We start from the raw sequence: 20467 nt of genomic DNA, 5'->3' as shown, positions 1-20467 counted from the left end.
GCTAGTCTGGTCGGCTCCGCCCTCGGATTCTGGCGAATCCTCGGCCGTCGCCTCGGTGCTAGTCTGGTCGGCTCCGCCCTCGGATTCTGGCGAATCCTCGGCCGTCGCCTCCGGGTTGGTCTGGTCGGTGACGTCGTCCGATTTCTTCGGCCGTCTCCGACGCAGACGACTAAGCATCGACATCGGTGGTGGGTTCAGCCGGCTGGTGCCAGCATCTCCTTCCATCCGTCGTCTCCTGTTTTGGTCGAGTTTTCGACGGAGTATTTGACGCCGTCGGGCCCTACCAGTTCACCGCTTTGGGGACTGTATACCGCCGAGGGGGGTCCCATGGGCGTGTAGACACACGGGTTGGGCTGCTGTCCGTTGCACTGCACGGTACCCGAGCCGGGTCGGGTCAACGGGTCACTGGTCGGCGGCGGGGTCCCCGCGACCCGGTCCGACGGTGCCGGGTTCATACCGTTGTTGATCGACGGTGCCGGGATCACCATGCCCGGGCGTACCGACTGGTCGCATCGTGCTCCCGGCGCCGGGCAGGTCAGAATCTGATTCGGGTCACCGAACCAGGGGTTGGTGCCGGCGGGCACATACGGCCTCGGGTCGCGGCACTCGCGCGGCGTGGCCGCCCGCTTGCCGGGGACATCCACGCAGGGGATGTTGCGCGAGCCACGCACGCTGTTGGCCGGGGTATCCATCGGAATCTTGCAGTAGGTGCCCGACGGCAGCGGCTGCATGCTGGTGTCGGCCGGTGCCCGCCACTCGGGGGCGGGAATGAAGCCGGTCAGGCAGGGCGGCGGCTGGTTGATGGACAGCGCCAAGTCGAGCGCGGCCTGGTTCGGGAACGGCGCGGCCACCGTCTGCGCGATCGAGGCACCCTGCGGCAGGAACACCAGCACCTGCTCCACGCCGGTGTGGTAGCGCTTGAGCAGGTCGAACACGATCTCAAGGTTCGCCAGCGTCTGCGGCAGCGACTCCCGCACGTCGCTGAAGACGTCGTTGACCTGATCGGCGGTCGGCGCGGCTTGCGACAGAACACTTTTCACGTTCGCGTCGCGTTGTGCGGCCTGGGCGGCCAGCGTGTTCAGGTTGCGCGCCCAGCGCTCGATGTTGTCACCGGACTTCACCTGGCTGTCCAGCACCGGCCCGGAGTTCTGGATGATGTCGTTGACGTTCGTGATGTTGGTGCGGAAGTCGCCGACGATCGCCTGCGTCGAGTCGACCAGGCGCTGCAGCGCGGGACCCAGGCCGCCGACGGACTCCGCCGTCTCGTCGAGCAGCTTGCCGATCTTGTCTTTGGGCAACGCCTCGAGGCCGCGGTTGGCGGTGTCCAGGGCCGGACCGATCTCGGCCGGCACGGTGCCCTTGGTGATGGTTTGCCCGTCGGCGAGGTACTTGCCGGGATTGCCGGTCGAGACGATGTCCAGGTACTGCTCACCGACCGCCGACACCGAGTGCACGTTGGCGACCGCGTCGACCGGGATCTTGTACCGGCTGTCGATGCTCATCGTGGCTTCGGCGCCGTGCGCGGTCGGCTCGACGTCGGTGACCTTGCCGATCGTGATGCCCCGATAGGTCACATTCGCCGTCGGGTACAACCCGCCCGAGGCCGGCAGGTCGGCCTTCAGCGAATACCGGCCGATTCCCATCAGGCTCGGGACCTGCAGGTAATAGACACCCAGCACGAGCAGCGAGACAACCGTCAGGACCAGGAACGCCCATAACTGTCGTCTGATGAACGGGGTCAGCAATTCCGGTCCCCCCTTTCCACCAGCGGGCCGCCGGGCGCGTCATTCGGGTTCGGCGTGTAGCGGACGTCGGGGATCATCGTCTCGGGGTCGCGGCCGAACGACTGCTCAAGTGCGCGCAGTGCGCCCGACAACCCGGTTCCGGTGAGGAACGCGTTGTCGACCGAGCTGTAGGTCACGTCCAGCGTCAGCGAGATGTTGACGTAGTCACCGCGGAACATCTTCGGCACGGTGTCGATGTCGAACGGCTGGGTCAAAATCAGTTTCAGCGCACCGATCAGGTACGGCGAGGAGCGGCCTAGTTCCTTGAGCGGGCATTGCAGCGCCTGCAGGTCGGTGTGCAGCGGCCCGCGCGCCTCGCCCAGGTACTGGTCGGCGGCCCCACTGAGCCGGCCCACCGAGTCGACGGCGTTGATCAACAGGTTTCTGGTGTCGGCGAAATGCTTGATCAGCGGCGGGATGTCGGTCAGCACCCGTTCGAGCACATCGGAGCGCCCACCCACATAGGTCAGCAGCCGGTTGGTGGAGTCGATCGCGCGGGTGATGTCGTCACGCTGCTGGTTGAGCTGGGCGGTGAAGGTGTCCAGCTTGCCGATGAACGCGCGGATCTGCTCGCCGCGACCGTGGAAGATGTCGTAGACCTCGTTCTGCAGCACTTCCAGGTTCGGGATCCCGCCACCACGCAAGATCAGTGACAGGCTGGCCAGCGTCTGCTCGGTGGTGGGATACGACGACGAGTTCTTCAGCGGGATGGTGTCGCCGTTGCGCAACAGCTCCGGCGACGGATTCGGCGGCGCGGCCAGTTCCACGTGCTGAGAGCCGAGCAGCGACGTCTGGCCGATCCTGGCGATCGCGTTCTTCGGCAGCTTGACGCCGCTCTTCACCCCCAGCGTCAGGGTGGCCACCCAATTCTTCAGGTTGATCGCCTTGATCGAACCGACGAACACGTCGGCGACCATCACCTTGCTGTTGCCGTTGATCGCCAGGGTGTCCGGCACCTGGACGTAGATGGTGTAGGACCCCGGCCCGTCGCCCGGGCCACCCGGGATCGCCACGTTGGAGATGCCCCGCCAACCGCACGAGCTCAGCACCATGGCGATCACCAGCAGCACCAGCCCCTGCCAGGCCCGGTAGCGGATCAGCCGCGTCAACCCGCTCACTGGCCACCCCCGAAGTCAGCGGCGATCGGCGGACCACCGGCGTTGGGGGCCGGGGCGCCGACCGGCGCGGGCGTCGGAGCCACCGGTCCCGGAATGACTCCCGGTCCCGGCGCCGGCGGCTGGATCGGCGTCGGCGCCCGCAGCCCGATGGGCGGCAGGATCGGGTTCTCGTCGTAGGCGTTCGGCGGTCCCGGCGGGGTCTGGTACTGAGACTGGACCGGTTCGATGTTGGGGCCACCCATCAGCTCGGCGAGCGAGTCGGGGGTCATCAGGCCCGCGGTGATCGGCCCGACCTGTTGGCCTTGCATACCCGGGGCGACGATCCAGCCTTGCTGGGTGTTGCGGTGCGACAGCGGCGTGTCCGGCACCCAGATGCCCGGGACGGTGGTGTCCTTGTAGCCGTTCGGCGGACGCAGCCGCTCTTCGGAGTAGGCCACCTGTTTGGGCAATGTCTCGGCGGTGCTGAACAGGTTCAAACCGAACGGCAGGTAGTTGAACTTGATCGCGTCCAGGATCGGCGCCAGGTACTGGGCGCACAGTTCGGCGGATTCCTGGTAGCCGAGCCGGCTGCCGGCCTGAATCGAGCTGCAGATGAACTGCATCGGGTTCGCGAAGTTCGTGATCGCCGGAATGGCGACCACCGAGCCGTGCGACGGGTGATAGATCTGGTTGATGTTGGCCGCGGCCGTCGGCAGCACGTGCAGCGCGGTCTCCAGCCCGTTCAGCGGATCGGGTTGCAGCAGCGTGTTCGTCGCGGTGGCCAGGTTGTTGACGTCGGTCGCCAGCACCTCGTGGTTCTTGTCCAGCCACGGCCGCACGGTGGTCAGCAGGCTGTCGAACTGCGCGATGGCGTTGGACAGGTCGTTGTCCGACGAGGCCAGCCGGCCGGTGACATCGGCCAGGTTCTGGTTCAGCGCGACGAACTGTGCGTCGTCCTGGTGCAGCGCGTTGACGAACAGCGCCAGGCTGCGCACCACGGCGAAGAAGTCGCCGCGGCCCTCGTTGAGGGCGTTCAACGCCGACGACAGGCTGTTCAGCGCGGTGTTGATCTGCTTGCTTTTGCCTTCCAGTCCGTCGGCGAACGACGAGATGACCTCACCGAACGGTCCCGTCGGCTGCTCCTTGGTCGGACCCAGCTTCGAGATGATGTTGGTGACGCTGTTGCGCAGCTCGTCCCACTCCACCGGGACCTGCGTGCGCTCTTCGGGGATCACGGCGTTGTCGCCGAGCACCGGCCCGCCCTTGTAGGGCGGTTCCAGCTGGATCGCGCGCGATGCCACCAGGGTGGGGTTGAGGATGACCGCCGAGGCGTTGGCGGGGACCTTGTATCTGTTGGCGTAGTGGAAGGTGACCTTCATCTTGTCGCCGACCGGCTCGATGCTGTCGATCGCGCCCACCCGCAGGCCCATGATCTGGACCTTGTCCCCCTTGTACAGGGCGTTGGCCGCCGGGAAGTACGCGACGACGGTGTTGTTGGTCAGCTTCTCGAACAGCCGGTAGCCGACATAGCCGACGACCAGCGCGACGACGATGACCAGCGCCCCGACGATGACCGTCGTCCGGGAGAACTTCGGGAGCCGGATGTTGCGGACGTCAAAGATGGTGCTCAATTCTGGCTACCTCCCGTGACACCACTACCGCCCGATCCGCCCGGGTTGATGAACGGCGCCGGCAATTGGTTGCCCGGTCCGGGCGGGGCCGGCGGACCCGGCGGCAGGCCCGGAGCGAACGTGGACGGCGGCGGCACCGGGCCGGCCGGTCCCAGGTTCTCGGTGCGCGCGCCGGGCGGTGCCTGCGTCGGCAGCGGCACCGGCGTGCCCGGAACGTTCGGGGGCGGGTCACCCGGGCGTCCGGCGATATTGATGCCGGGCGTGGGCGGCAGTCCGTCCGGGTTCGGCGGCGACGTCGCGACGTCGACCGGAGCCGGGAAGCCCGGCCCGCCGAACGGGCCCACACTCGCACCCGCACACGGCAGCGGATTCCACGGCCGCGGCAGGCCCTCGTCGCCGACGGTGATGTTGCCGCCGGGGTTGGCCGGCGTGTACGAGCACGGCGATCCGGGCGGGATGGCCGGTCCGGGGTGATCCGGGGTGCCCTCCAGCACGGGCGGTGCCGGCGGCGGCGCACCGTTGGGGAACCGGGTGCCGTTGGGGTCGGGCCAGCGGTATTCCGGCAGCCCGGCGCTGCGCCAGAAGTTCTCCGGGTCGATGCCGCGCTTCTTGAAGGCGGCGTCCACCCACGGCTGGATGATCTGGTAAAGCGCCAGGTTGTGCAGGACGACCTTGAAGAACGGTCCCGACGCGATCGCCTCGTTCAGCGACGGCAGGAAGTGGCCCACCTCGGTCAGACCCGCGGCCACGTCCTCCCTGCGGTCGACCAGGATCTGGCTGATCGTGCGCAGCTGCTCGAGCACGTGGTTGAGGTTTGGGTTGTCGTTGATCAGGCCCTTGACCTGTTCGGAGAACGCGGCGATGTTGCTCAACAGCGCGTTGATGGCCTGCCCGCGTTCGTTGAATGCGGCCAGCAGCGTCTTGGCGTTGACCAGCAGACGGTCCACCTGCTCGCTGCGGTCACCGAGCACGCTGGCCACCTGATTGGCCTGGGCCAGCAGGTGCTTGACCTCGGCGTCGCGTTTGCCGACCGTGTCGGAGAACTTGGAGACACCCTCGAGCGCGGCACTCAGGTGCGGGTAGGTCTGGTCGATGGTCTGCGACAGCACGTGCAGCGACTGCTTGACCTCGTCGATGTTCCAGCCCGTCGCGGCCTTGGTGACGTCGAAGAAGGCGTCGTAAATCTGGTACGGAGTGGTGCTCTGGCCGATCGGCAGCGTGGCCCCGGGCCGCAGCGGCTGGGCGCCGCGCGCCTCGATCTCCATCACCTTCTTGCCCAGGATCGTGTCCGTGCGGATCGCCAGCCGGCTCTCGGTGCCGATGGTGTTGGTGCCGATCGAGAACTTCATCACGATGTGGTCGCCGTCGATCTTGAGGCCCTCGACCTTGCCGACGTCCATGCCGGCGATGCGCACCTTGTCCCCGACGTTGATCCCGCCGGAGTCGCTGAACTGCCCGTAGTACGCCGGCCGTGCCATCAGGATCGGGACACTGGTGAAGCTTTGCCCGACGCCGATGACGAGCAGCGTGACCACGATGCCCATCAGGCCGAGCCGAAGCCGGTTCGGAGGTTCCAGCGTTCTCATTGCGGCGTGCACCTACCCGTCGGCTGCTGGAAGAGCCGGACCGTGCGGACCGGGCCGCCGGCCTGCAGGCCGTTGATCTTCAACGTGATGTCGCAGGCGTAGAAGTTCACGAAGTCGCCGTAGGACCCGATCGCGCGCCCGATCATGTTCAGCGCGCCCGGCACCTTCTTCAGGTAGTCCTGCAGCTGGTCTTGCTGGTCGATCAGCGGCTGCTGGATCCCGTCGAGGTAATTGATGGACTTGTGCAGCAGCGCGCGGTCCTCGCTGAGCAGGTCGGCCACCGTGCCGGCGGCGTTGCTGATGTGCGCGGTCCCGCCCGCCAGCTGGTCGCCGTGGTCCTTGAGCCCGGTGATCAGTATTTCCAGGTTGTTGACGGTCTGGTCGAATTGCTGGCGGTGCCGCACCGTGGTGTCCAGCACGACGTTCAGGTTCTTGATCACCTCGCCGATCGCCTGGTCACGCTCGCCGATTTGGCTGGTCAGCTGCGCGGTGTTGTCCAGGATGTCGTTGATGGTGCCGCCCTGGCCCTGGAACACCGTGACCAGCGCGGTCGCGATGGTGTTGACCTTCTCCGGGTCCAGCGCCCGAAACAGCGGCTTGAAACCGCCGATCAGCGCATCGAGGTCCAGCGCCGGCGCGGTGTGCGACAGCGGGATGAATCCACCCGGCGGCAGCACCTTGTCGGCGCCCTCGCCCTCGCCGCGCTTGAGCTCGAGGTACCGGTTGCCGATCAGGTCGAGGTAGCGGATCTGCGCCGTCGTCGACTGATACAGCGGGACCGAGCGGTCGACGTTGAACTTCACCCGCACGCGTTTGCCGCCGTCGACCAGCTGCACCGAGTCGACCTTGCCGATCTCCACCCCGGAGGCGCGCACGAACTGGCCCTGCCGCAGCCCGCTGATGTTGGCGAACTCCGCCGTGTAGGCGTTGGTGCGGTCGAACCGCATCTGGCCGAACACCACGACGATCATCACAGTGAACAGCAGCAGCACCAGGGAGAAGATGCCGAGTTTGACGAGCGTACCGGTGATTTTCATGGGTTGATCGTGTTATCCCCTACCTGACGGCCCCAGACGTACTCGATGGCGTAGGGCGAACCGGTGTCGAGGTGGTTGTACGGCGCGATGCTGTTGCCGGAGTCCATCACCAACTCGGGAGCGGGCCAGAGGTCATGGGTGATGTGCTGCCAGCAACCCGGCGCACCACCCGGCCCACCGCGGGCGTTCACCCGCGGCAAGTTTTCCGGATAGATGTAGGGGTTGGGCGCGCCACCGACCACCCCGGCCAGGCCGCCGACCAGGCTGGCGATCGTGGCCACCGCCGAGACGGGGTTGGCCAGCAGGCCGAGGCCGGACAGCGCCTCGGTGTGGGCGTTCAGCGAGTAGCCGTTCCCGGCCAGGAACGAGGCGGCCTTGGGCTCGATGTCGTGGTAGTTACGCAGCGTGCAGAAGATCGCCGGGCTGTAGGTGTCCAGCAGTTGCGCCGACGGCACGAGGTCGGCGGCGCCGCGCGCCAGGTACGGGCCGCCCTTCTCGAAGATCTCCGCGCCGGTGTTGCCGAAGCCGGCGGCCGCCAGCAGCGCCTGGTCCAGGTCCTTCTGCTGCCGGTTGATGGTGCGCGAGGTGACGACGGCGTTGTTGAGGAAGTCGAACAGGTCCGGTGAGGCGTTGGCGTAGGTGTCGCCGAGGCTGGCCAGCTGCTGGATGTCACGGCGGATCTGGGGCATCTGCGGGTTGACGTCGTCGAGCACCGCGTTGGCGTTGACGATCGACTGCCCGAACTTGTCGCCGAGGCCGGCCAGCGATTGCGCGGCCGCGCTCAGCGTCAGGTTCAGCTTGACAGGATCCACCTTCTGCGCGATCGAGGTGATGGTCTGGAACAAGGTATTGATCTCCGTCGTCACCGACCGCGCATCGATCACCGACGACGCCGAAAGCCGTTGCGGCGACGGGTTTTGCGGCGTCGTCAGCGACACGTACTTGCCGCCGAACACCGTGGTGGCCTTGATGTCGGCGTTGACGTTGGCCGGGATCAGCGACAGATACCGGGGGTAGACGTCCAGGGTGAACTTGGCCGCCGGCTTACCGTCGCGCACGATCTCGGAGATGCTGCCCACCCGGCCGATCTCGACGCCGTTGTAGGTGACCTTGGAACCGGGGTCCATGACCAGCCCGGCGCGCGATGCCAGCATCGTCAGCTTGGTCTTGGGGGTGAAGTCGCCGCGGAACTGCCCGTAGACCAGGACGAAAATGATCGCGCCGATGACCAATAATCCGATGCCCGCCAGCTTGTAGGGCGGGGTCCGCGATTCGTTGATCTTTCCGGGTCGGGTCATGGCAGCTACACCGTTAGGGCGAAGTTCGGGTTGACGCCGTAGAGCGCCAACGCGGCGGACAACACGACAACCTGCACCGAGACCAGCGAGAAGCGCATCGAGCGGCCGACGGCCTCGCCGACGCCGACGGGCCCGCCGCCGGCGTTGTAGCCGTAGAAGCAGTGGGTGATCATCACGACCGCGGTGATGAGGATGGCCTCCAGGAACGACCAGAACACGTCATCGGGGCGCAGGAACGTCCGGAAGTAGTGGTCGTAGGTTCCGTTGGACTGCCCGTAGAGCACCGTCGTGGTGATCTGCGGCGACAGGAAGCACATGATCATCGCCAGCGCGTAGATCGGGATGATCACCACCAGCCCGGCCATGAACCGCGTGGTCGCCAAGAACGAGATCGACTTGATGCCCATCACTTCCAGGGCGTCGATCTCCTCGCTGATGCGCATGGCGCCGAGCTCGGCGGTGGCGCCCGCGCCGACGGTGGCGGCCATCGCGATGCCGGTGACGACGGGGGCGGCGATGCGCACATTGATCAGCGCGGCGAAGAACCCGGTGAACGCCTCGACGCCGATGTTGCCCAGCGACGCGAAACCCTGGATGGCGACCAGCGAACTCCCGGACAGCGTGACGAAACCGACGATGGCCACGGTGCCACCGACGACGGCCATCGCCCCGGTGCCCATGCCGATCTGGGCGATCAGCCGCAGCGTTTCCTTGCGGTAGTTGCGCAGGGCGTGCGGCACGTGCGCCATGCAGACCAACCCGAACCAGGCCATCTGGCCGAGGTCGTCGAGCCCGCGGCCGGCCGCCCCGCCGTATTTGTTCAGGTTTTCGGCTGCCCGCGGGAACCGGGCGCGCAGTACGGCAACGTTTGTCATGTCAGCGTCCCGTTCCGAATCGCACACCGATCGTGGTCAGCACCACATTCACCGCGTACAGCGCGACCACGCAGAGCACCACGGTTTCGTTGACCGCCGTCCCCAGGCCCTTGGAGCCGCCGCGCACGGTGAGCCCGCGGTAGCACCCGACCAGGCCGGCGATCAGGCCGAAGACGGCGGCCTTGACCGTCGCGATGACCACCTCGGGCAGGCCGGTGATCGTGGTCAGAGTGGCCAGGTAAGCACCACCGGAGACGTTCTGCAGATACACGCCGAACAGGTAGCCGCCCACCAGGCCGACGGTGATGACCAGGCCGTTGAGCAGCGTGGCGACCAGGGTCGCGGCGATCACCCGGGGCACCACCAGGCGGTGAATCGGGTCGATGCCGAGCACCTCCATCGCGTCGATCTCCTCGCGGATGGTGCGCGCGCCCAGGTCGGCGCAGATTGCGGTGGATCCGGCGCCGGCGACCACCAGCACCGTGGTCAACGGGCCGAGCTGGGTGACCGCACCGATCGCCGCGCCGGCACCGGACAGGTCGGCGGCCCCGAACTGGGCCAGCAGCACGTTGAGCGTGAAGATCAGCAGCACGGTCAGCGGGATCGAGACGAAGACGGTCGGCAGAAACGCCACCCGCATGATGAACCAGCACTGCAAGACGAACTCGCGCCACTGGAACGGCCGGCGGAACAACGCCGCGCCCGTCAGCACGCACATCCGGAAGAACCCGCCGATCAGGGTCAGCGGCGTCTCGAGCTGGTCGCGTAGGTAGCCGACCAGGTATGGGCCGCGCCCGCCGGTCGACGTCGACGTCACCACTGCCCCCTCATGCTGGCGCCGCGCGATTGACGGCGCGGCGAATCGTGTCGCACGCCCCTCCCCTTCGCCGCTGGGCGGCTGGGGGGACCCCCACCTTGCCCCGGACCCACATGTGTGATCACCGACTCCCTACTGGCAAGTAGTAACGGAGACCACAGGAATGTACCCGATGGCCAAGCAGGTGTGAACCGCATCCGCACAATTAACCCTTCGTCAACAACGGGCAAACGTTACAGTTTTTGTCAGCTTTCCTCTCTTGGCGTGAAATCCCTTGAAGTAGCCTGTTTTTGAGTTGCGCCAGCCGCGCCATAGCGAACCCGTAGCTCAGTTTTGAGAACCTTGCCGGCCGGATTGCGGGGCAACGCGTCGACGATCTCGAGTGCCTTGGGATGCTTGTACCGGGCCAGGCGCTCGGTCAGGAATTCGTCCAGGTCTTCCAGCCTCAGGCCCTCGGCGCTGATCGCCGCGACGGCGATCGGCACCTCACCCCACTTCTGGTGGGCGCGGCCGATGACCGCGACCTCGACGATGTCGGGGTGGCCGGCCAGAACGTTCTCCACTTCGGCGCAGTAGATGTTCTCGCCGCCGGAAATGATCATGTCCTTCTTTCGGTCCACCACCCAGACGTAGCCCTCGTCGTCCATCCGGACGAGGTCGCCGGAATGGAACCACCCGCCCGCGAACGCCTCCGCGGTGGCTTCCGGGTTGTTCCAGTAGCCGCTCATCAAAGTCGGTGCCCGATAGACGATTTCGCCGACCTCACCGATCGGCACGTCGTTCATGTTTTCGTCGACGACGCGGGCGGCGACCGTCGGGATCACCTTGCCGACCGATCCGCGTTTACGGATCGCGTCCTCGCCGAGCAGCATGCAGGTGACCGGGGACATCTCCGTCTGGCCGAACGCGGCCAGGATCTGGGTGCCGGGGAACGTCGCCGACATCTCCCGCAGCAGCGCGTCCGGCGCCGGCGCGGCGCCCCACGACATGATGCGCAGCTTCAGGTCGCGGGGGCGGGCTTGCTGCTCCGCGCAGACGGCCTGCCATTGGGCGGGAACCAGGAAGATGCCGGTGACCTTTTCGGCGGCCAGCACATCCAGCAGCTGGCCCGGGTCGAACGCACCCAGCGGATAGATGACCGTGGGCAGGCCCAGCAGCAGCCCGCCCAGCAGGTTGCCGACGCCGGCGATGTGGAACAGCGGGACACCGATGAAGCCGACGTCGTTGTTGATGTCGGCGCCGTTGGTGTAGAGCCCGGTCATCGTCTGCCCGGTCAAGTTGGTGTGGGTGAGCACCGCGCCCTTGGGACGCCCGGTGGTGCCCGAGGTGTACATGATCAGCGCCGGCGAGTCGTTCGGGACGTCCACCGGTTCGGCCGCATCGCCGGGCTCACCGATCAGGTCTTCGTAGCCGAGCGCGTTGTCGTCGCCTGCGCCGCCGGCCACGATGACCGTTCCAAGCAGCGGCTGGATGTCGCGCACCCCGGTGGCGACCGGGGCCAGCACCGCTTCGGTGACCATGACCCGCGCCTCGCAGTCCTCGACCAGGAAGGCGATCTCCGACGGGGTCAGCCGGAAGTTCAGCGGAACCGCGATGGCGCCGAGCATGTTGGTGGCCAGCATCGCCTCGACGAATTCGGGGCGGTTGAGCATCAGGATCATCACCCGGTCGCCGAAGCCAACCCCTCGACGGCGCAGCGCGGCGGCCAGCGCACTCACGCGTCGCTGCAGGTCAGCCCAGGTCAGAGTGCGGCCGGTGAACCGCAGCGCGGCGGCCTGCGGCTGCATCAGCGCGTGCCGCTCGAGCTGGTTGACCCAGTTCTGGCGGCGGGCGAGGTACGGCTGCTCGTTCGGGTGTGACGGCTGCGACGCTTGTGCCTCGTGGCTAGCAAGTTGCGCGGTCAACTATGCCTTCCCTTCACTCGCGCACCGCTTGCGACAGGTTGATATTTGATAAAACATAGTGTTGTGTGGGTCACACTATGGCCTCCCCGCCCTGATGACAAGACCCGATACGCCTTGAAAACGCCCTGAAAAACGCCTCCGAAAGCCCTGACTACCGACGTGAACGTACCTCTATCAACGCGACCCCACGGCAGGCGGCGGCAGCTGCGCCGGGCGCAGCTGTCGGACGAGGTCGCGGGCCATCTGCGGGCGGCGATCATGTCGGGGTCACTGCGCCCGGGGACCTTCATACGCCTCGACGAGACCGCGGCCGAACTCGGGGTCAGCGTGACGCCGGTGCGTGAGGCACTGCTGAAGCTGCGCGGCGAGGGCATGGTGCAGCTGGAGCCGCACCGTGGCCACGTCGTGCTGCCGTTGACCCGGCAGGACATCGACGACATTTTCTGGCTGCAGGCCACCATCGCCAAGGAGCTGGCCGCGGCGGCCACCTCGCACATCACCGAGGCCGAGATCGACGAGCTGGAGCGGATCAACAATTCGCTCGCGGCGGCCGTCGGTTCCAGTGATCCGGAGACCATCGCGGGCATCGAGTTCTCGTTCCACCGCGTCTTCAACCAGGCCAGCGGGCGGATCAAGCTGGCCTGGTTCCTGCTCAACGCCGCGCGGTACATGCCGGTGCTGGTGTACGCCGGCGATCCGCACTGGGGTGTCGCCGCGGTCGACAATCACCGGCAGCTGATCGCCGCGCTGCGCCGCCGCGATACGCCCGCGGTGATCGAGCACACGGTGTGGCAGTTCACCGACGCGGCGCAGCGGCTGACCGAAATGCTGGACGGCGCCGGGATTTTCGGTTAACCCTCGACATTTCCGTCGAGATCGACGTCAGCGCGAAGAAGTGCGAGTGGAGTGCGCGCTCACGTCGATCTCGACGATCGCGTCACCCCGCGCCGGCGATCGGCCGGTCGCTAACTGGCGGCAAGCTGTTCGGCGCGCTTCTTGAGGTTCTCCGCGAGATGATCGAGCACGTTGTTCAGCATCATCTTCACCATCGGCGCGGGCACCGGCATCGACGGTTCGACGTCGATGTCCACCGTCAACAGGCTCGAGGCGCCCAGTTCCACCACGCTGAACAGCTGCTCCTGTTTCTTGAACAGCTCGCCCTGCTGCAACACGGTCTGAATCTGATTCGGGGCCGGGTAGTAGATGGCCTGAATGAAGACACCCTCGAAACCCTGGTAGGCGGCATCCAGGCGAATCTGGCTGGGCCGGCCGTCGTCGTAGCGCGCCAGCACCCAGCAGCCCTTTGCCCCGTCGCTCCACTCCGGGTACCGCTCGAAATCGGCGACGATGGCCATGATCGCTGCGGCGTCGGCGTCGACCTCGACGGTCTTGCTCAATACGGGCATGGGCGAAGCATAGCGGGGTGGGCGAAAGCCCCAGCGCGGGGCGCTATCTCGGGTTAAGCCTCGATGCAGGCCGTCGACAGCAGGGTCCGGATCGGGTCGGGAATTCCGACGGGCTTGCGGCTGGTGCGGTCGACGTAGACGTGCACCCAATGGCCCAGCGCGGTGGCCGGCCGCGGCTCCTGGCCGTCTGCGGACTCGAACACGCCGAGCCGGTAGGTGACGCTGCTGCGGCCCAGCCGGGTCACGGCGAGGCCGACTTCGAGGCTTTGCGGGAATTGCAGTTCGGAGAAGTAGCGGCAGCCCGACTCGGCGACGACGCCCAGCGCCGGCATCGTGATCGGGTCAACCCCGGTGCCGATCGCGATCCAGGCATTGATGGCGGTGTCGAACAACTCGTAATAGACCGCGTTGTTCAGGTGGCCGAACATGTCGTTGTCGGCCCACCGGGTGCCTACCGGCCACAGCACCGGGAAGTCGCTGCTGGTGAGCCGCTCGGGCGCCGGCGGAATGATAGCCATGGTGGTATTCCAACACGTTTCGGCCAGGCGCCCGGCTAGGTGCCGGAGAAGGCGTTGGCCAGCGCGGCGCCTTGCAGGGTGAACAGCCGCTCGGACTCCGACCAGTCGGGCAACAGCGAATCGAAGCCGTGGCAGGTGCGCGCAAACACGTGCAATTCGGTGGACACTCCAGCGTGCAGGAGCCGCTTTGCATAGTCGATCGCCTCGTCGCGGAACGGGTCGATCTCCGCGCAGGTGATCAAAGTCGGTGGTGTGCGGCGTAATTCGTCGCGGCGCGCCGGCACGGTATCCGGCGATGCGGGCTGCCGGCCCAGGTAGTAACGCCACATCAGTTCGGCCGCCTCGGAGTCGAAGGCCGGGCTGGTGCGAAACTCGGCTTTCGACGCGGTAGGGCGGTCGTCCAGCACCGGCTGGTGCAGCAGTTGGAACACGACGGGCGGCAGCGACCCGTCGGCGCAACGCTGCACGATGGATGCGGCCAGGGTGGCCCCGGCGCTGCTGCCCGCGATGGCCAGCCGGGTGGCGTCGACGTCCAGTTCCGCGGCGTTGTCGGCCACCCACCTCAGCACCGCGATCGCGTCGTTGAGCGCGGCCGGATACGGGTGTTCGGGAGCCAACCGGTAGTCGACCGACACCACCGTGCAGCGGCCGCGGCGGGCGAGTTCGGCGCATTGCCGATGATCGGTGTCCAGGTTGCCCAGCGCGAATCCGCCTGCGTGGCAGTAGACAACGGCCGGTGCCGGTGACGGCCCGCCGCGATAGATGCGGACGGGCACGCCGCCGACGGTGTCGCTGGTGATCTGCACACCCGGCAGCTCGGTGACTGCGGCGGCGTCACGGCGGCGCTGGTCGAACGGCTTGCGCATCAGCTGGATCGCCGCCGGGGAGAAGGCCGTTCGGGTCGTCGCGACCGCGCGCAGCGCCGGGTGCAGCCGCCGGGCCCCGTCCAACTCCGTCATCGTCCTCCCGCCGCGCTGACGGCCGCACGGCCGGCGTACTCCGGTCTGCGTGGCCGGCTGGAGAACATGAAGTCGCCCGGGGTGAACCTGCGTGTCATCTCCCAGAAGCTGCGCGCGCTGCGCGGCCACTGGGTGACCACGCGACCATTGGGGGCACGAAAGTAGTTGCTGCACTGGGTAGTCCACACGGTGCCGACCATCCACCGGTCGATCTTGGCGATGAACCGCGCCAGTGCCGACGGCCGCACCGCCACATACGTCTTGCGCCGGCGCCGCATGTACTTCAACGCCCGCACGATGTAGCGCGCCTGCGCTTCCAGCATGAAGATCACGCTGTTGGAGCCGACATTGGTGTTCGGCCCGTACAGCATGAAGAAGTTCGGGAATCCCGGAACGGCCATGCCCAGATAGGCATGCGCCCCGTCACTCCAGACCTCGCGCAGCGTGATGCCGTCTTCGCCGGACACGTCCAGCTGCCCGAGATAGTCGGCGGCGGCGTAGCCGGTAGCGCAGACCACGACGTCGACGTCGCGTTCGGTGCCGTCTTCGGTCACGAAGGATCGGGCCTTGAGATAGCGAGCCGGACTGGACACCACCTCGACATTGGGCCGGGTCAGCGCGGGCAGGTAGTCCGAGGAGAACACCAGCCGCTTGCAGCCCATCGGGTGATCGGGAGTCAGCCGCCGCCGCAATTCCTCGTCGGCGACCGTCTTTTCCAGCAGGCCGAGGGCGATCGCGGTGAAGTCCCGCGTCTTCTCGCTGCCGTGCTCGATCACCGAGATGTTGGATTCGCTGCGCAGCCACAGCCGGGTTCGGTACAGCCTCTTGGCGAACGGCAGGTGGGCGAAGGCCCAGCGCTCCCGTGGCGTGTAGTGCCGGTCCGGCTTGGGCAGGATCCACGTCGGCGAGCGCTGCACCGAATACACCTGGCCGGCCACCTTCGCGAGCTCGGGCAGTAGCTGCGACGCCGTCGATCCGGTGCCCAACACCGCAACCCGGGCGCCCGACAGGTCGAGCGAGTGGTCCCATTGCGACGAGTGCATCACGGTTCCGGTGAACGGCTCTTGCTCGACCAGCTCGGGGAACTGCGGCCGGGTGAACAACCCGACGGCCGACACCACGACATCGAAGCGGTGCTGTCGGCCCGCACTGGTCGTCAGGCACCACTGCTGGGCGTCTTCTTCCCAACGCGCCGACTGAATTTCGGTGCGTAACCTCAGGTGTGGGCGCAGCCCGTACTTGTCGGCGCAGCGCTCGAAGTAGGCGAGGATCTCAGGCTGGGCCGACCACAGCCGCGACCAATGCGGATTCAGGTCGAAGGAGAACGAATACAGATGCGACTTGACGTCGCAGGCCAGGCCGGGATAGGTGTTGATCCGCCAGGTGCCGCCGACGTCGTCCTCGCGGTCGAAGATGGTGAAGTCTCCAAACCCGGAGCGGGCCAACAGTATTCCCAGCGCCAACCCACCGGGCCCGGCACCGATGATGCCGACCGACAAATTCGTTCTCATATCGTCCTCATCGAATCTGTAGGCATTGCCCACCATCGACGACCAGTTCCGCGCCGGTGATGAACGACGCCTGCTCCGACACCAGGAACGCGACCGCGTCGGCGATTTCGGTGGGCTGTCCCAGCCGCCCGAATGTCGCCGTCGCCGTCAACCGGGCCTGGGTGGCGTCATCGAGCATCGAGGTCGCGATCGGCCCCGGGAATACCGCGTTGACCCGGATACCGGACGGGGCGAGCTCGGCCGCCGCGGTTTGGGTCAGCCCCCGCAGCGCCCACTTCGACGATCCGTAGGCGCAATGCGCGGGGAAGGGGCGGATCGCTCCGGTGCTGCAAATGTTCACGATGGCCGCGTGTTCGGCGTCCCGCAGCTGACCGAGCGCGGCACGCATCCCCAGGAAGGCGCCCAGACAATTGACCCGCCAGGCATTTTCGAAATCCTCGACGGACTCCTCGCTCAGCGCGGCGCGATGCAGCACGCCGGCGTTGTTGACCAGCACGGTCAACCGCCCGAGCCGCGCGACCGCCTCCTCGACGGCGGCCTGCCACTGCCGTTCGCTGGTCACATCGAGGTCGATCGCGATCACCTCGTCGTCGCCCAACTCGGCGACCATGGCGGCGATATCATCGGCCCGCCGGTCGCAGGCCGCTACCGAATAACCCGCTGCGCGAAGCTTTTTCGCGATCGCCCAGCCCTGGCCGCCCGCGGCGCCGGTGACGAGTGCGACGCTCATGATGACGGAACCTCGGGGCTGTCGGACAGGCCGTGGCTGGTGATGAATTGGCATCTGCGTTGCCGGAAACGCCACCGGCCGTCCCGGCGGACGAGTTGGTCGTCATACAGCGCCGGCCGCAGGTGCAGGTCGCCGGCCCGGACGAACAGGACCTGCGAGCGCGCGGTCGCGGTGTCAGATTCGTCGGAGCCGATGTCGATGCGCGACACCCCGGTCAGATGCAGTCCGCGCGGGGCATCGGTGAACATCTTGGCGATCCCCTCATGCCCGGTGAACGACCGCCCGTAGACCACGAATTGCGCGTCGGCGGTGAACAACTGCACACACGCGTCGATGTCGCCCGAGTCCAGGGCGAGCGCATAACCGGCTATCAGCTCACGAATCGCCGCTTCGTCGTCGGTCATTGCCCGGTCGCCTCGCGGAGGTGCTCGATCGCGCCGCGCCGCAACGCCTGCGATTCGGCGGCCAGCGTGATCATCTGGAACCCGAGTTGCGCCATGGCGTGACCGGTCTTGCCGTCGCTGGCGTGAATCCCGGTGACCAGTCCGGCTTCGGTGGCGACGCGATGGATCTGCACGATCGCGTCGAGCACCTCCGGATGCCGAGCCGATCCGACGGCGGCATGACCCATCGAGATGGCCAGATCGGCGGGCCCGATGTAGATTCCGGCCAGACCGTCGATCGCGCAGATGTCGGTGAGATTGGCCAGCGCCGCCGCTGTTTCGATCATCGCGAACACGCTCACCCGTGCTTCGTGGGCGGCGGGGTCGAGCCCCAGGCCGGGGCGCAGCGGGCCGAAGCTGCGGACGCCCGCCGGTGGGTAACGCGTCGCGGCGACCGCCGCGGCGGCCTGCGCTGCCGATTCGATCATCGCGATGAACACGGCGTCGGCGCCGGCGTCGGCCACTCGCCCGATCGGCGCCGGGTCGGCGTTGGGCAACCGCACCGCGGTGGCGATCGGCAGCTGCTCGAGTCGCCGCAATATTCCGGCGATGTCGGCGTCGTCGAGATAGCCGTGCTGCGCGTCGAATCCGACGTAGTCGTATCCGGCGCGGGCGAATTCCTCCGGTCCGATCAGGGTCGGGCCGGTGACCCACCCGCCCCACATCGGGCTGGGCTTGCTCAGCGCCTCGCGGAAGATGCTCACTGCGCGATCGCGATCTTCACGCGCTCGGGCACCGGCCGGCACGCCAGGTCGAACGCGCCCTGTACGTCGTCGACTCCGAAGGTGTGGGTGAGATAGCAGCCGAGCAGCTCGGGATGTTCGGCGGCGAATTTGCCGGCCAGCTCGAGTACCCGCCGCCGGTCAAGCGTCACACCGGATTTCAGGGTCAGGTTGTTGCGCAGCATGAGACGCATGCTAATCGGGTAGACCTCGTCGTCTGCGACGCCGAAGTAGAACACGGTGCCGCCGGGGGCGGTGGCTTCGATCGCGTGCCCCAGCGTCGCCACCTGATGACCAACGGCCTCGATGACGATATCGGCGCGGTCGGCTGGGGCCAGTTGGCCGACCCAGCGGTCGCTGGTCGCGCGCACCACCTCGTCGACACCGAATATCGTTGCGAGACTTTGCCGGTCGACGGGGTCCACCCCGGTGACGCGCCGGGCTCCGGCCGCCTTCGCGACGTAGGAGAACAGCAGCCCGATCGAGCCCTGCCCGATGATCGCGACGTGGCGACCGGCCAGGTCCGGCAGTTGCTCGCAGGCGTAGAGCACACAGGCCAGCGGCTGCAGCCCGACCGCCTGCGCCGCGGTCAGCCCGGGGTCGTACGGCGCGAGCCCGTCGCCGTCGCTGATCACTCGCTCCATCAACCCGTCGAAGCCGGAGGCCCAGCCCACCACGCGATCGCCGGGACGATGTTGCCGGTGGCGGCTGGCGATGACCTGGCCGGCCACTTCGTGGATCGGGAAGCCGTCCTTCTCGGCGGCGCTTGCTCCGTCGTCGCCCGGAAGCCGGCCCTTGGCGCCGCGAAAGCCCGGCAGGTCGCTGCCGCACACCCCGGCGGCCAAGAACCTCAGCAGCACCTGACCCTCGGACAGGTCGTCGGCGGTCTTGTCGGTGATCGACGTGCGCTCGAACTCATACGGCGCGATGATCCGGTAGGACCACACGTCAGACCTCCACCGGGATCGAGTTCCATCCCCACTGGAAGCTGGACGGATGCCGGGTGGCGTCCTGGCCGTTGATCTCGAAGTCCGTCACCCTGCGCAGCCATTCCTGCACCAGCACAGCGACTTCCAGCCGGGCCAGGTGGTAGCCGATGCAGAAATGCTGGCCGCGACCGAACGCCAGCATGCGCTTGATGGGCCGGTCCCAGATGAACTCGTCTGGGTCGGGGTACTCCCGCTCGTCGCGGTTGGCCGACGCCAGGATCGTGGTGATGCGTTGCCCCGGCTGGAGGGTCTGGCCGTGAATCGTGTACGGCTTGCGCACCGTTCGGGCAAACCACTGCGCCGGCGCGCAATACCGAATCATCTCTTCCCTGGCCACCGGCACGTTGGCGGCGGGATCGGCACGCACAGCTGCCATTTGGTCCGGCCGCTGGCCGAGCTCCCATAGCCCGTGCGCGACGATCTTGGGCACGGTTTCGGTGCCGCCGATGAAGATGCAGAGCATCTGCGTCGCGGTTTCGACGTCGTCGAGGGCGCTGCCGTCGGGTAGCCGGTAGCCCAGCAACCCGTCGACGACCGGAAGCGGGTCGCCGGACTGGTCGGCTCGGCGGCGCTTGACGACCGGGATGAGGTGTTCCAGATAGTTGGGCCGGGCTTGCGCGGTGTCTACACCCGCACCAGGCTCGGTGAGGCTCCCGGCGTTGACGGCGGCCAGCACCTGCGGCGCGAGTTCGGTTGACAATCCCAGCAAGTCGCACACCATCGAGGCCGCGACGATGCCGCCGTAGTCCTGGGTGAGGTCGAAGGATCCTTGCGGCAGCAGCAGGTCGAGGCGTTCGTTGGCCAGCTCACGGATCCTGGCCTCCAGGCCGGCGACCGACCGCGGCCGCAACGGCGCCGAGTGTGCCCGACGGATCTCGCCGTACAGGTCGGTGTCGAACACGGCGTGAAACGGCAAGGGGTGCAACGGCGGATCCTCGACCGGCCCGGTGTTGTGCTTGGCCAGCACCGTCGCCGGGGGCAGGGTTCCTTCCGACGCGACGAAGGTTCCGTCGTTGACTTCAAGAACCTGCCAGATGTCCTCGAAGCGGGACAGCGCGTACGTGTCCCACTGTGGCATGTAGTAGACCGGATAGTGGTCGCGCAGAGTTCGGTAGTACGGCAACGGATTTGCCATGACGTCCGCGTCGAAGGGGTCGTAC

General features: G+C 67.2%; 19 protein-coding genes. 1 reads left to right on the top strand and 18 read right to left on the bottom strand.

Annotation, left to right across the window (positions count from 1 at the left end; translation table 11 throughout):
• Positions 1–194: 194 nt before the first annotated feature.
• The 9 genes from BN973_RS03825 to fadD5 all read right to left on the bottom strand — a co-directional run bounded on the left by BN973_RS03825 (position 195) and on the right by fadD5 (position 12029).
• Positions 195–1745: a virulence factor Mce family protein gene (locus tag BN973_RS03825; RefSeq protein ID WP_036466020.1), complete on the bottom strand. Its 1551-nt coding sequence runs from the start codon at positions 1743–1745 to the stop codon at positions 195–197.
• On the bottom strand, positions 1739–2902 hold the full coding sequence (locus BN973_RS03820; protein WP_036466019.1) for a virulence factor Mce family protein: 1164 nt from the start codon (positions 2900–2902) through the stop codon (positions 1739–1741). The genes BN973_RS03825 and BN973_RS03820 overlap by 7 nt, the downstream gene beginning before the upstream one ends.
• Positions 2899–4512 carry a virulence factor Mce family protein gene (locus tag BN973_RS03815; protein ID WP_036466017.1) on the bottom strand — a complete coding sequence of 538 codons (1614 nt, stop codon included), beginning with the start codon at positions 4510–4512 and terminating at the stop codon, positions 2899–2901. The genes BN973_RS03820 and BN973_RS03815 overlap by 4 nt, the downstream gene beginning before the upstream one ends.
• The gene (locus BN973_RS03810) at positions 4509–6098 is read right to left on the bottom strand and encodes a virulence factor Mce family protein (protein WP_036466015.1); all 1590 of its coding nucleotides are present in this window, start codon (positions 6096–6098) and stop codon (positions 4509–4511) included. The genes BN973_RS03815 and BN973_RS03810 overlap by 4 nt, the downstream gene beginning before the upstream one ends.
• Positions 6095–7135: a virulence factor Mce family protein gene (locus BN973_RS03805; RefSeq protein ID WP_036466013.1), complete on the bottom strand. Its 1041-nt coding sequence runs from the start codon at positions 7133–7135 to the stop codon at positions 6095–6097. The genes BN973_RS03810 and BN973_RS03805 overlap by 4 nt, the downstream gene beginning before the upstream one ends.
• Entirely contained in the window at positions 7132–8433 is a 1302-nt protein-coding gene (locus tag BN973_RS03800) for an MCE family protein (protein ID WP_036466011.1), read from the bottom strand. Before BN973_RS03800 ends, BN973_RS03805 begins: the two co-directional genes overlap by 4 nt.
• A gap of 5 nt (positions 8434–8438) precedes the next feature.
• Positions 8439–9308, bottom strand: a complete 870-nt coding sequence (locus BN973_RS03795) for an MlaE family ABC transporter permease (RefSeq protein WP_036466010.1) — start codon at positions 9306–9308, stop codon at positions 8439–8441.
• 1 nt (position 9309) lies between these two features.
• Positions 9310–10128: an MlaE family ABC transporter permease gene (locus BN973_RS03790; protein WP_407067546.1), complete on the bottom strand. Its 819-nt coding sequence runs from the start codon at positions 10126–10128 to the stop codon at positions 9310–9312.
• Between the two features lie 242 nt (positions 10129–10370).
• The gene (gene fadD5, locus BN973_RS03785; RefSeq protein WP_036466009.1) at positions 10371–12029 is read right to left on the bottom strand and encodes a fatty-acid--CoA ligase FadD5; all 1659 of its coding nucleotides are present in this window, start codon (positions 12027–12029) and stop codon (positions 10371–10373) included.
• A gap of 159 nt (positions 12030–12188) precedes the next feature.
• Here fadD5 and BN973_RS03780 point away from each other — a divergent pair, with 159 nt between their 5' ends.
• Positions 12189–12884, top strand: coding sequence for a GntR family transcriptional regulator (locus BN973_RS03780; RefSeq protein WP_036466008.1), 696 nt, complete (start codon positions 12189–12191; stop codon positions 12882–12884).
• A 110-nt stretch (positions 12885–12994) separates the two neighbouring features.
• Here the strand turns inward: BN973_RS03780 and BN973_RS03775 are convergent, their stop codons facing one another.
• From BN973_RS03775 to BN973_RS03735, 9 genes are read right to left on the bottom strand one after another with little or no spacing between them, the layout of a single operon-like run.
• Positions 12995–13435: an SRPBCC family protein gene (locus tag BN973_RS03775; protein WP_036466006.1), complete on the bottom strand. Its 441-nt coding sequence runs from the start codon at positions 13433–13435 to the stop codon at positions 12995–12997.
• A 53-nt stretch (positions 13436–13488) separates the two neighbouring features.
• Positions 13489–13953 (bottom strand): acyl-CoA thioesterase, encoded by a 465-nt coding sequence (locus BN973_RS03770; RefSeq protein WP_036466004.1) that lies wholly within the window; start codon positions 13951–13953, stop codon positions 13489–13491.
• A gap of 35 nt (positions 13954–13988) precedes the next feature.
• Positions 13989–14912, bottom strand: coding sequence for an alpha/beta hydrolase (locus BN973_RS03765; RefSeq protein WP_036466002.1), 924 nt, complete (start codon positions 14910–14912; stop codon positions 13989–13991).
• The gene (locus BN973_RS03760) at positions 14909–16423 is read right to left on the bottom strand and encodes a flavin-containing monooxygenase (RefSeq protein ID WP_051641108.1); all 1515 of its coding nucleotides are present in this window, start codon (positions 16421–16423) and stop codon (positions 14909–14911) included. The genes BN973_RS03765 and BN973_RS03760 overlap by 4 nt, the downstream gene beginning before the upstream one ends.
• Positions 16424–16430: 7 nt before the next feature.
• Complete coding sequence (locus BN973_RS03755) at positions 16431–17153, bottom strand: SDR family NAD(P)-dependent oxidoreductase (RefSeq protein ID WP_036466000.1); 723 nt, start codon at positions 17151–17153, stop codon at positions 16431–16433.
• Positions 17150–17557, bottom strand: a complete 408-nt coding sequence (locus tag BN973_RS03750; RefSeq protein ID WP_036465998.1) for a nuclear transport factor 2 family protein — start codon at positions 17555–17557, stop codon at positions 17150–17152. The genes BN973_RS03755 and BN973_RS03750 overlap by 4 nt, the downstream gene beginning before the upstream one ends.
• Complete coding sequence (locus tag BN973_RS03745) at positions 17554–18261, bottom strand: HpcH/HpaI aldolase family protein (protein ID WP_051641530.1); 708 nt, start codon at positions 18259–18261, stop codon at positions 17554–17556. The genes BN973_RS03750 and BN973_RS03745 overlap by 4 nt, the downstream gene beginning before the upstream one ends.
• A 35-nt stretch (positions 18262–18296) precedes the next feature.
• Entirely contained in the window at positions 18297–19265 is a 969-nt protein-coding gene (locus BN973_RS03740) for a zinc-binding dehydrogenase (RefSeq protein WP_036465994.1), read from the bottom strand.
• A 1-nt stretch (position 19266) separates the two neighbouring features.
• Entirely contained in the window at positions 19267–20442 is a 1176-nt protein-coding gene (locus tag BN973_RS03735; protein ID WP_051641529.1) for a cytochrome P450, read from the bottom strand.
• Positions 20443–20467: the final 25 nt, after the last annotated feature.

Origin of the sequence: Mycobacterium triplex (genome assembly GCF_000689255.1) — a bacterium.
Taxonomy (GTDB): domain Bacteria; phylum Actinomycetota; class Actinomycetes; order Mycobacteriales; family Mycobacteriaceae; genus Mycobacterium; species Mycobacterium triplex.
This window is presented reverse-complemented; position numbering and strand designations above follow the sequence as displayed.

Coding starts and splice junctions, on each gene's coding strand:
- BN973_RS03810 (WP_036466015.1), bottom strand. CDS start 6,098: ATGAGAACGCTGGAACCTCCGAACCGGCTTCGGCTCGGCCTGATGGGC.
- BN973_RS03805 (WP_036466013.1), bottom strand. CDS start 7,135: ATGAAAATCACCGGTACGCTCGTCAAACTCGGCATCTTCTCCCTGGTG.
- BN973_RS03800 (WP_036466011.1), bottom strand. CDS start 8,433: ATGACCCGACCCGGAAAGATCAACGAATCGCGGACCCCGCCCTACAAG.
- BN973_RS03795 (WP_036466010.1), bottom strand. CDS start 9,308: ATGACAAACGTTGCCGTACTGCGCGCCCGGTTCCCGCGGGCAGCCGAA.
- BN973_RS03775 (WP_036466006.1), bottom strand. CDS start 13,435: ATGCCCGTATTGAGCAAGACCGTCGAGGTCGACGCCGACGCCGCAGCG.
- BN973_RS03770 (WP_036466004.1), bottom strand. CDS start 13,953: ATGGCTATCATTCCGCCGGCGCCCGAGCGGCTCACCAGCAGCGACTTC.
- BN973_RS03765 (WP_036466002.1), bottom strand. CDS start 14,912: ATGACGGAGTTGGACGGGGCCCGGCGGCTGCACCCGGCGCTGCGCGCG.
- BN973_RS03760 (WP_051641108.1), bottom strand. CDS start 16,423: ATGAGAACGAATTTGTCGGTCGGCATCATCGGTGCCGGGCCCGGTGGG.
- BN973_RS03755 (WP_036466000.1), bottom strand. CDS start 17,153: ATGAGCGTCGCACTCGTCACCGGCGCCGCGGGCGGCCAGGGCTGGGCG.
- BN973_RS03750 (WP_036465998.1), bottom strand. CDS start 17,557: ATGACCGACGACGAAGCGGCGATTCGTGAGCTGATAGCCGGTTATGCG.
- BN973_RS03745 (WP_051641530.1), bottom strand. CDS start 18,261: ATGTGGGGCGGGTGGGTCACCGGCCCGACCCTGATCGGACCGGAGGAA.
- BN973_RS03735 (WP_051641529.1), bottom strand. CDS start 20,442: ATGGCAAATCCGTTGCCGTACTACCGAACTCTGCGCGACCACTATCCG.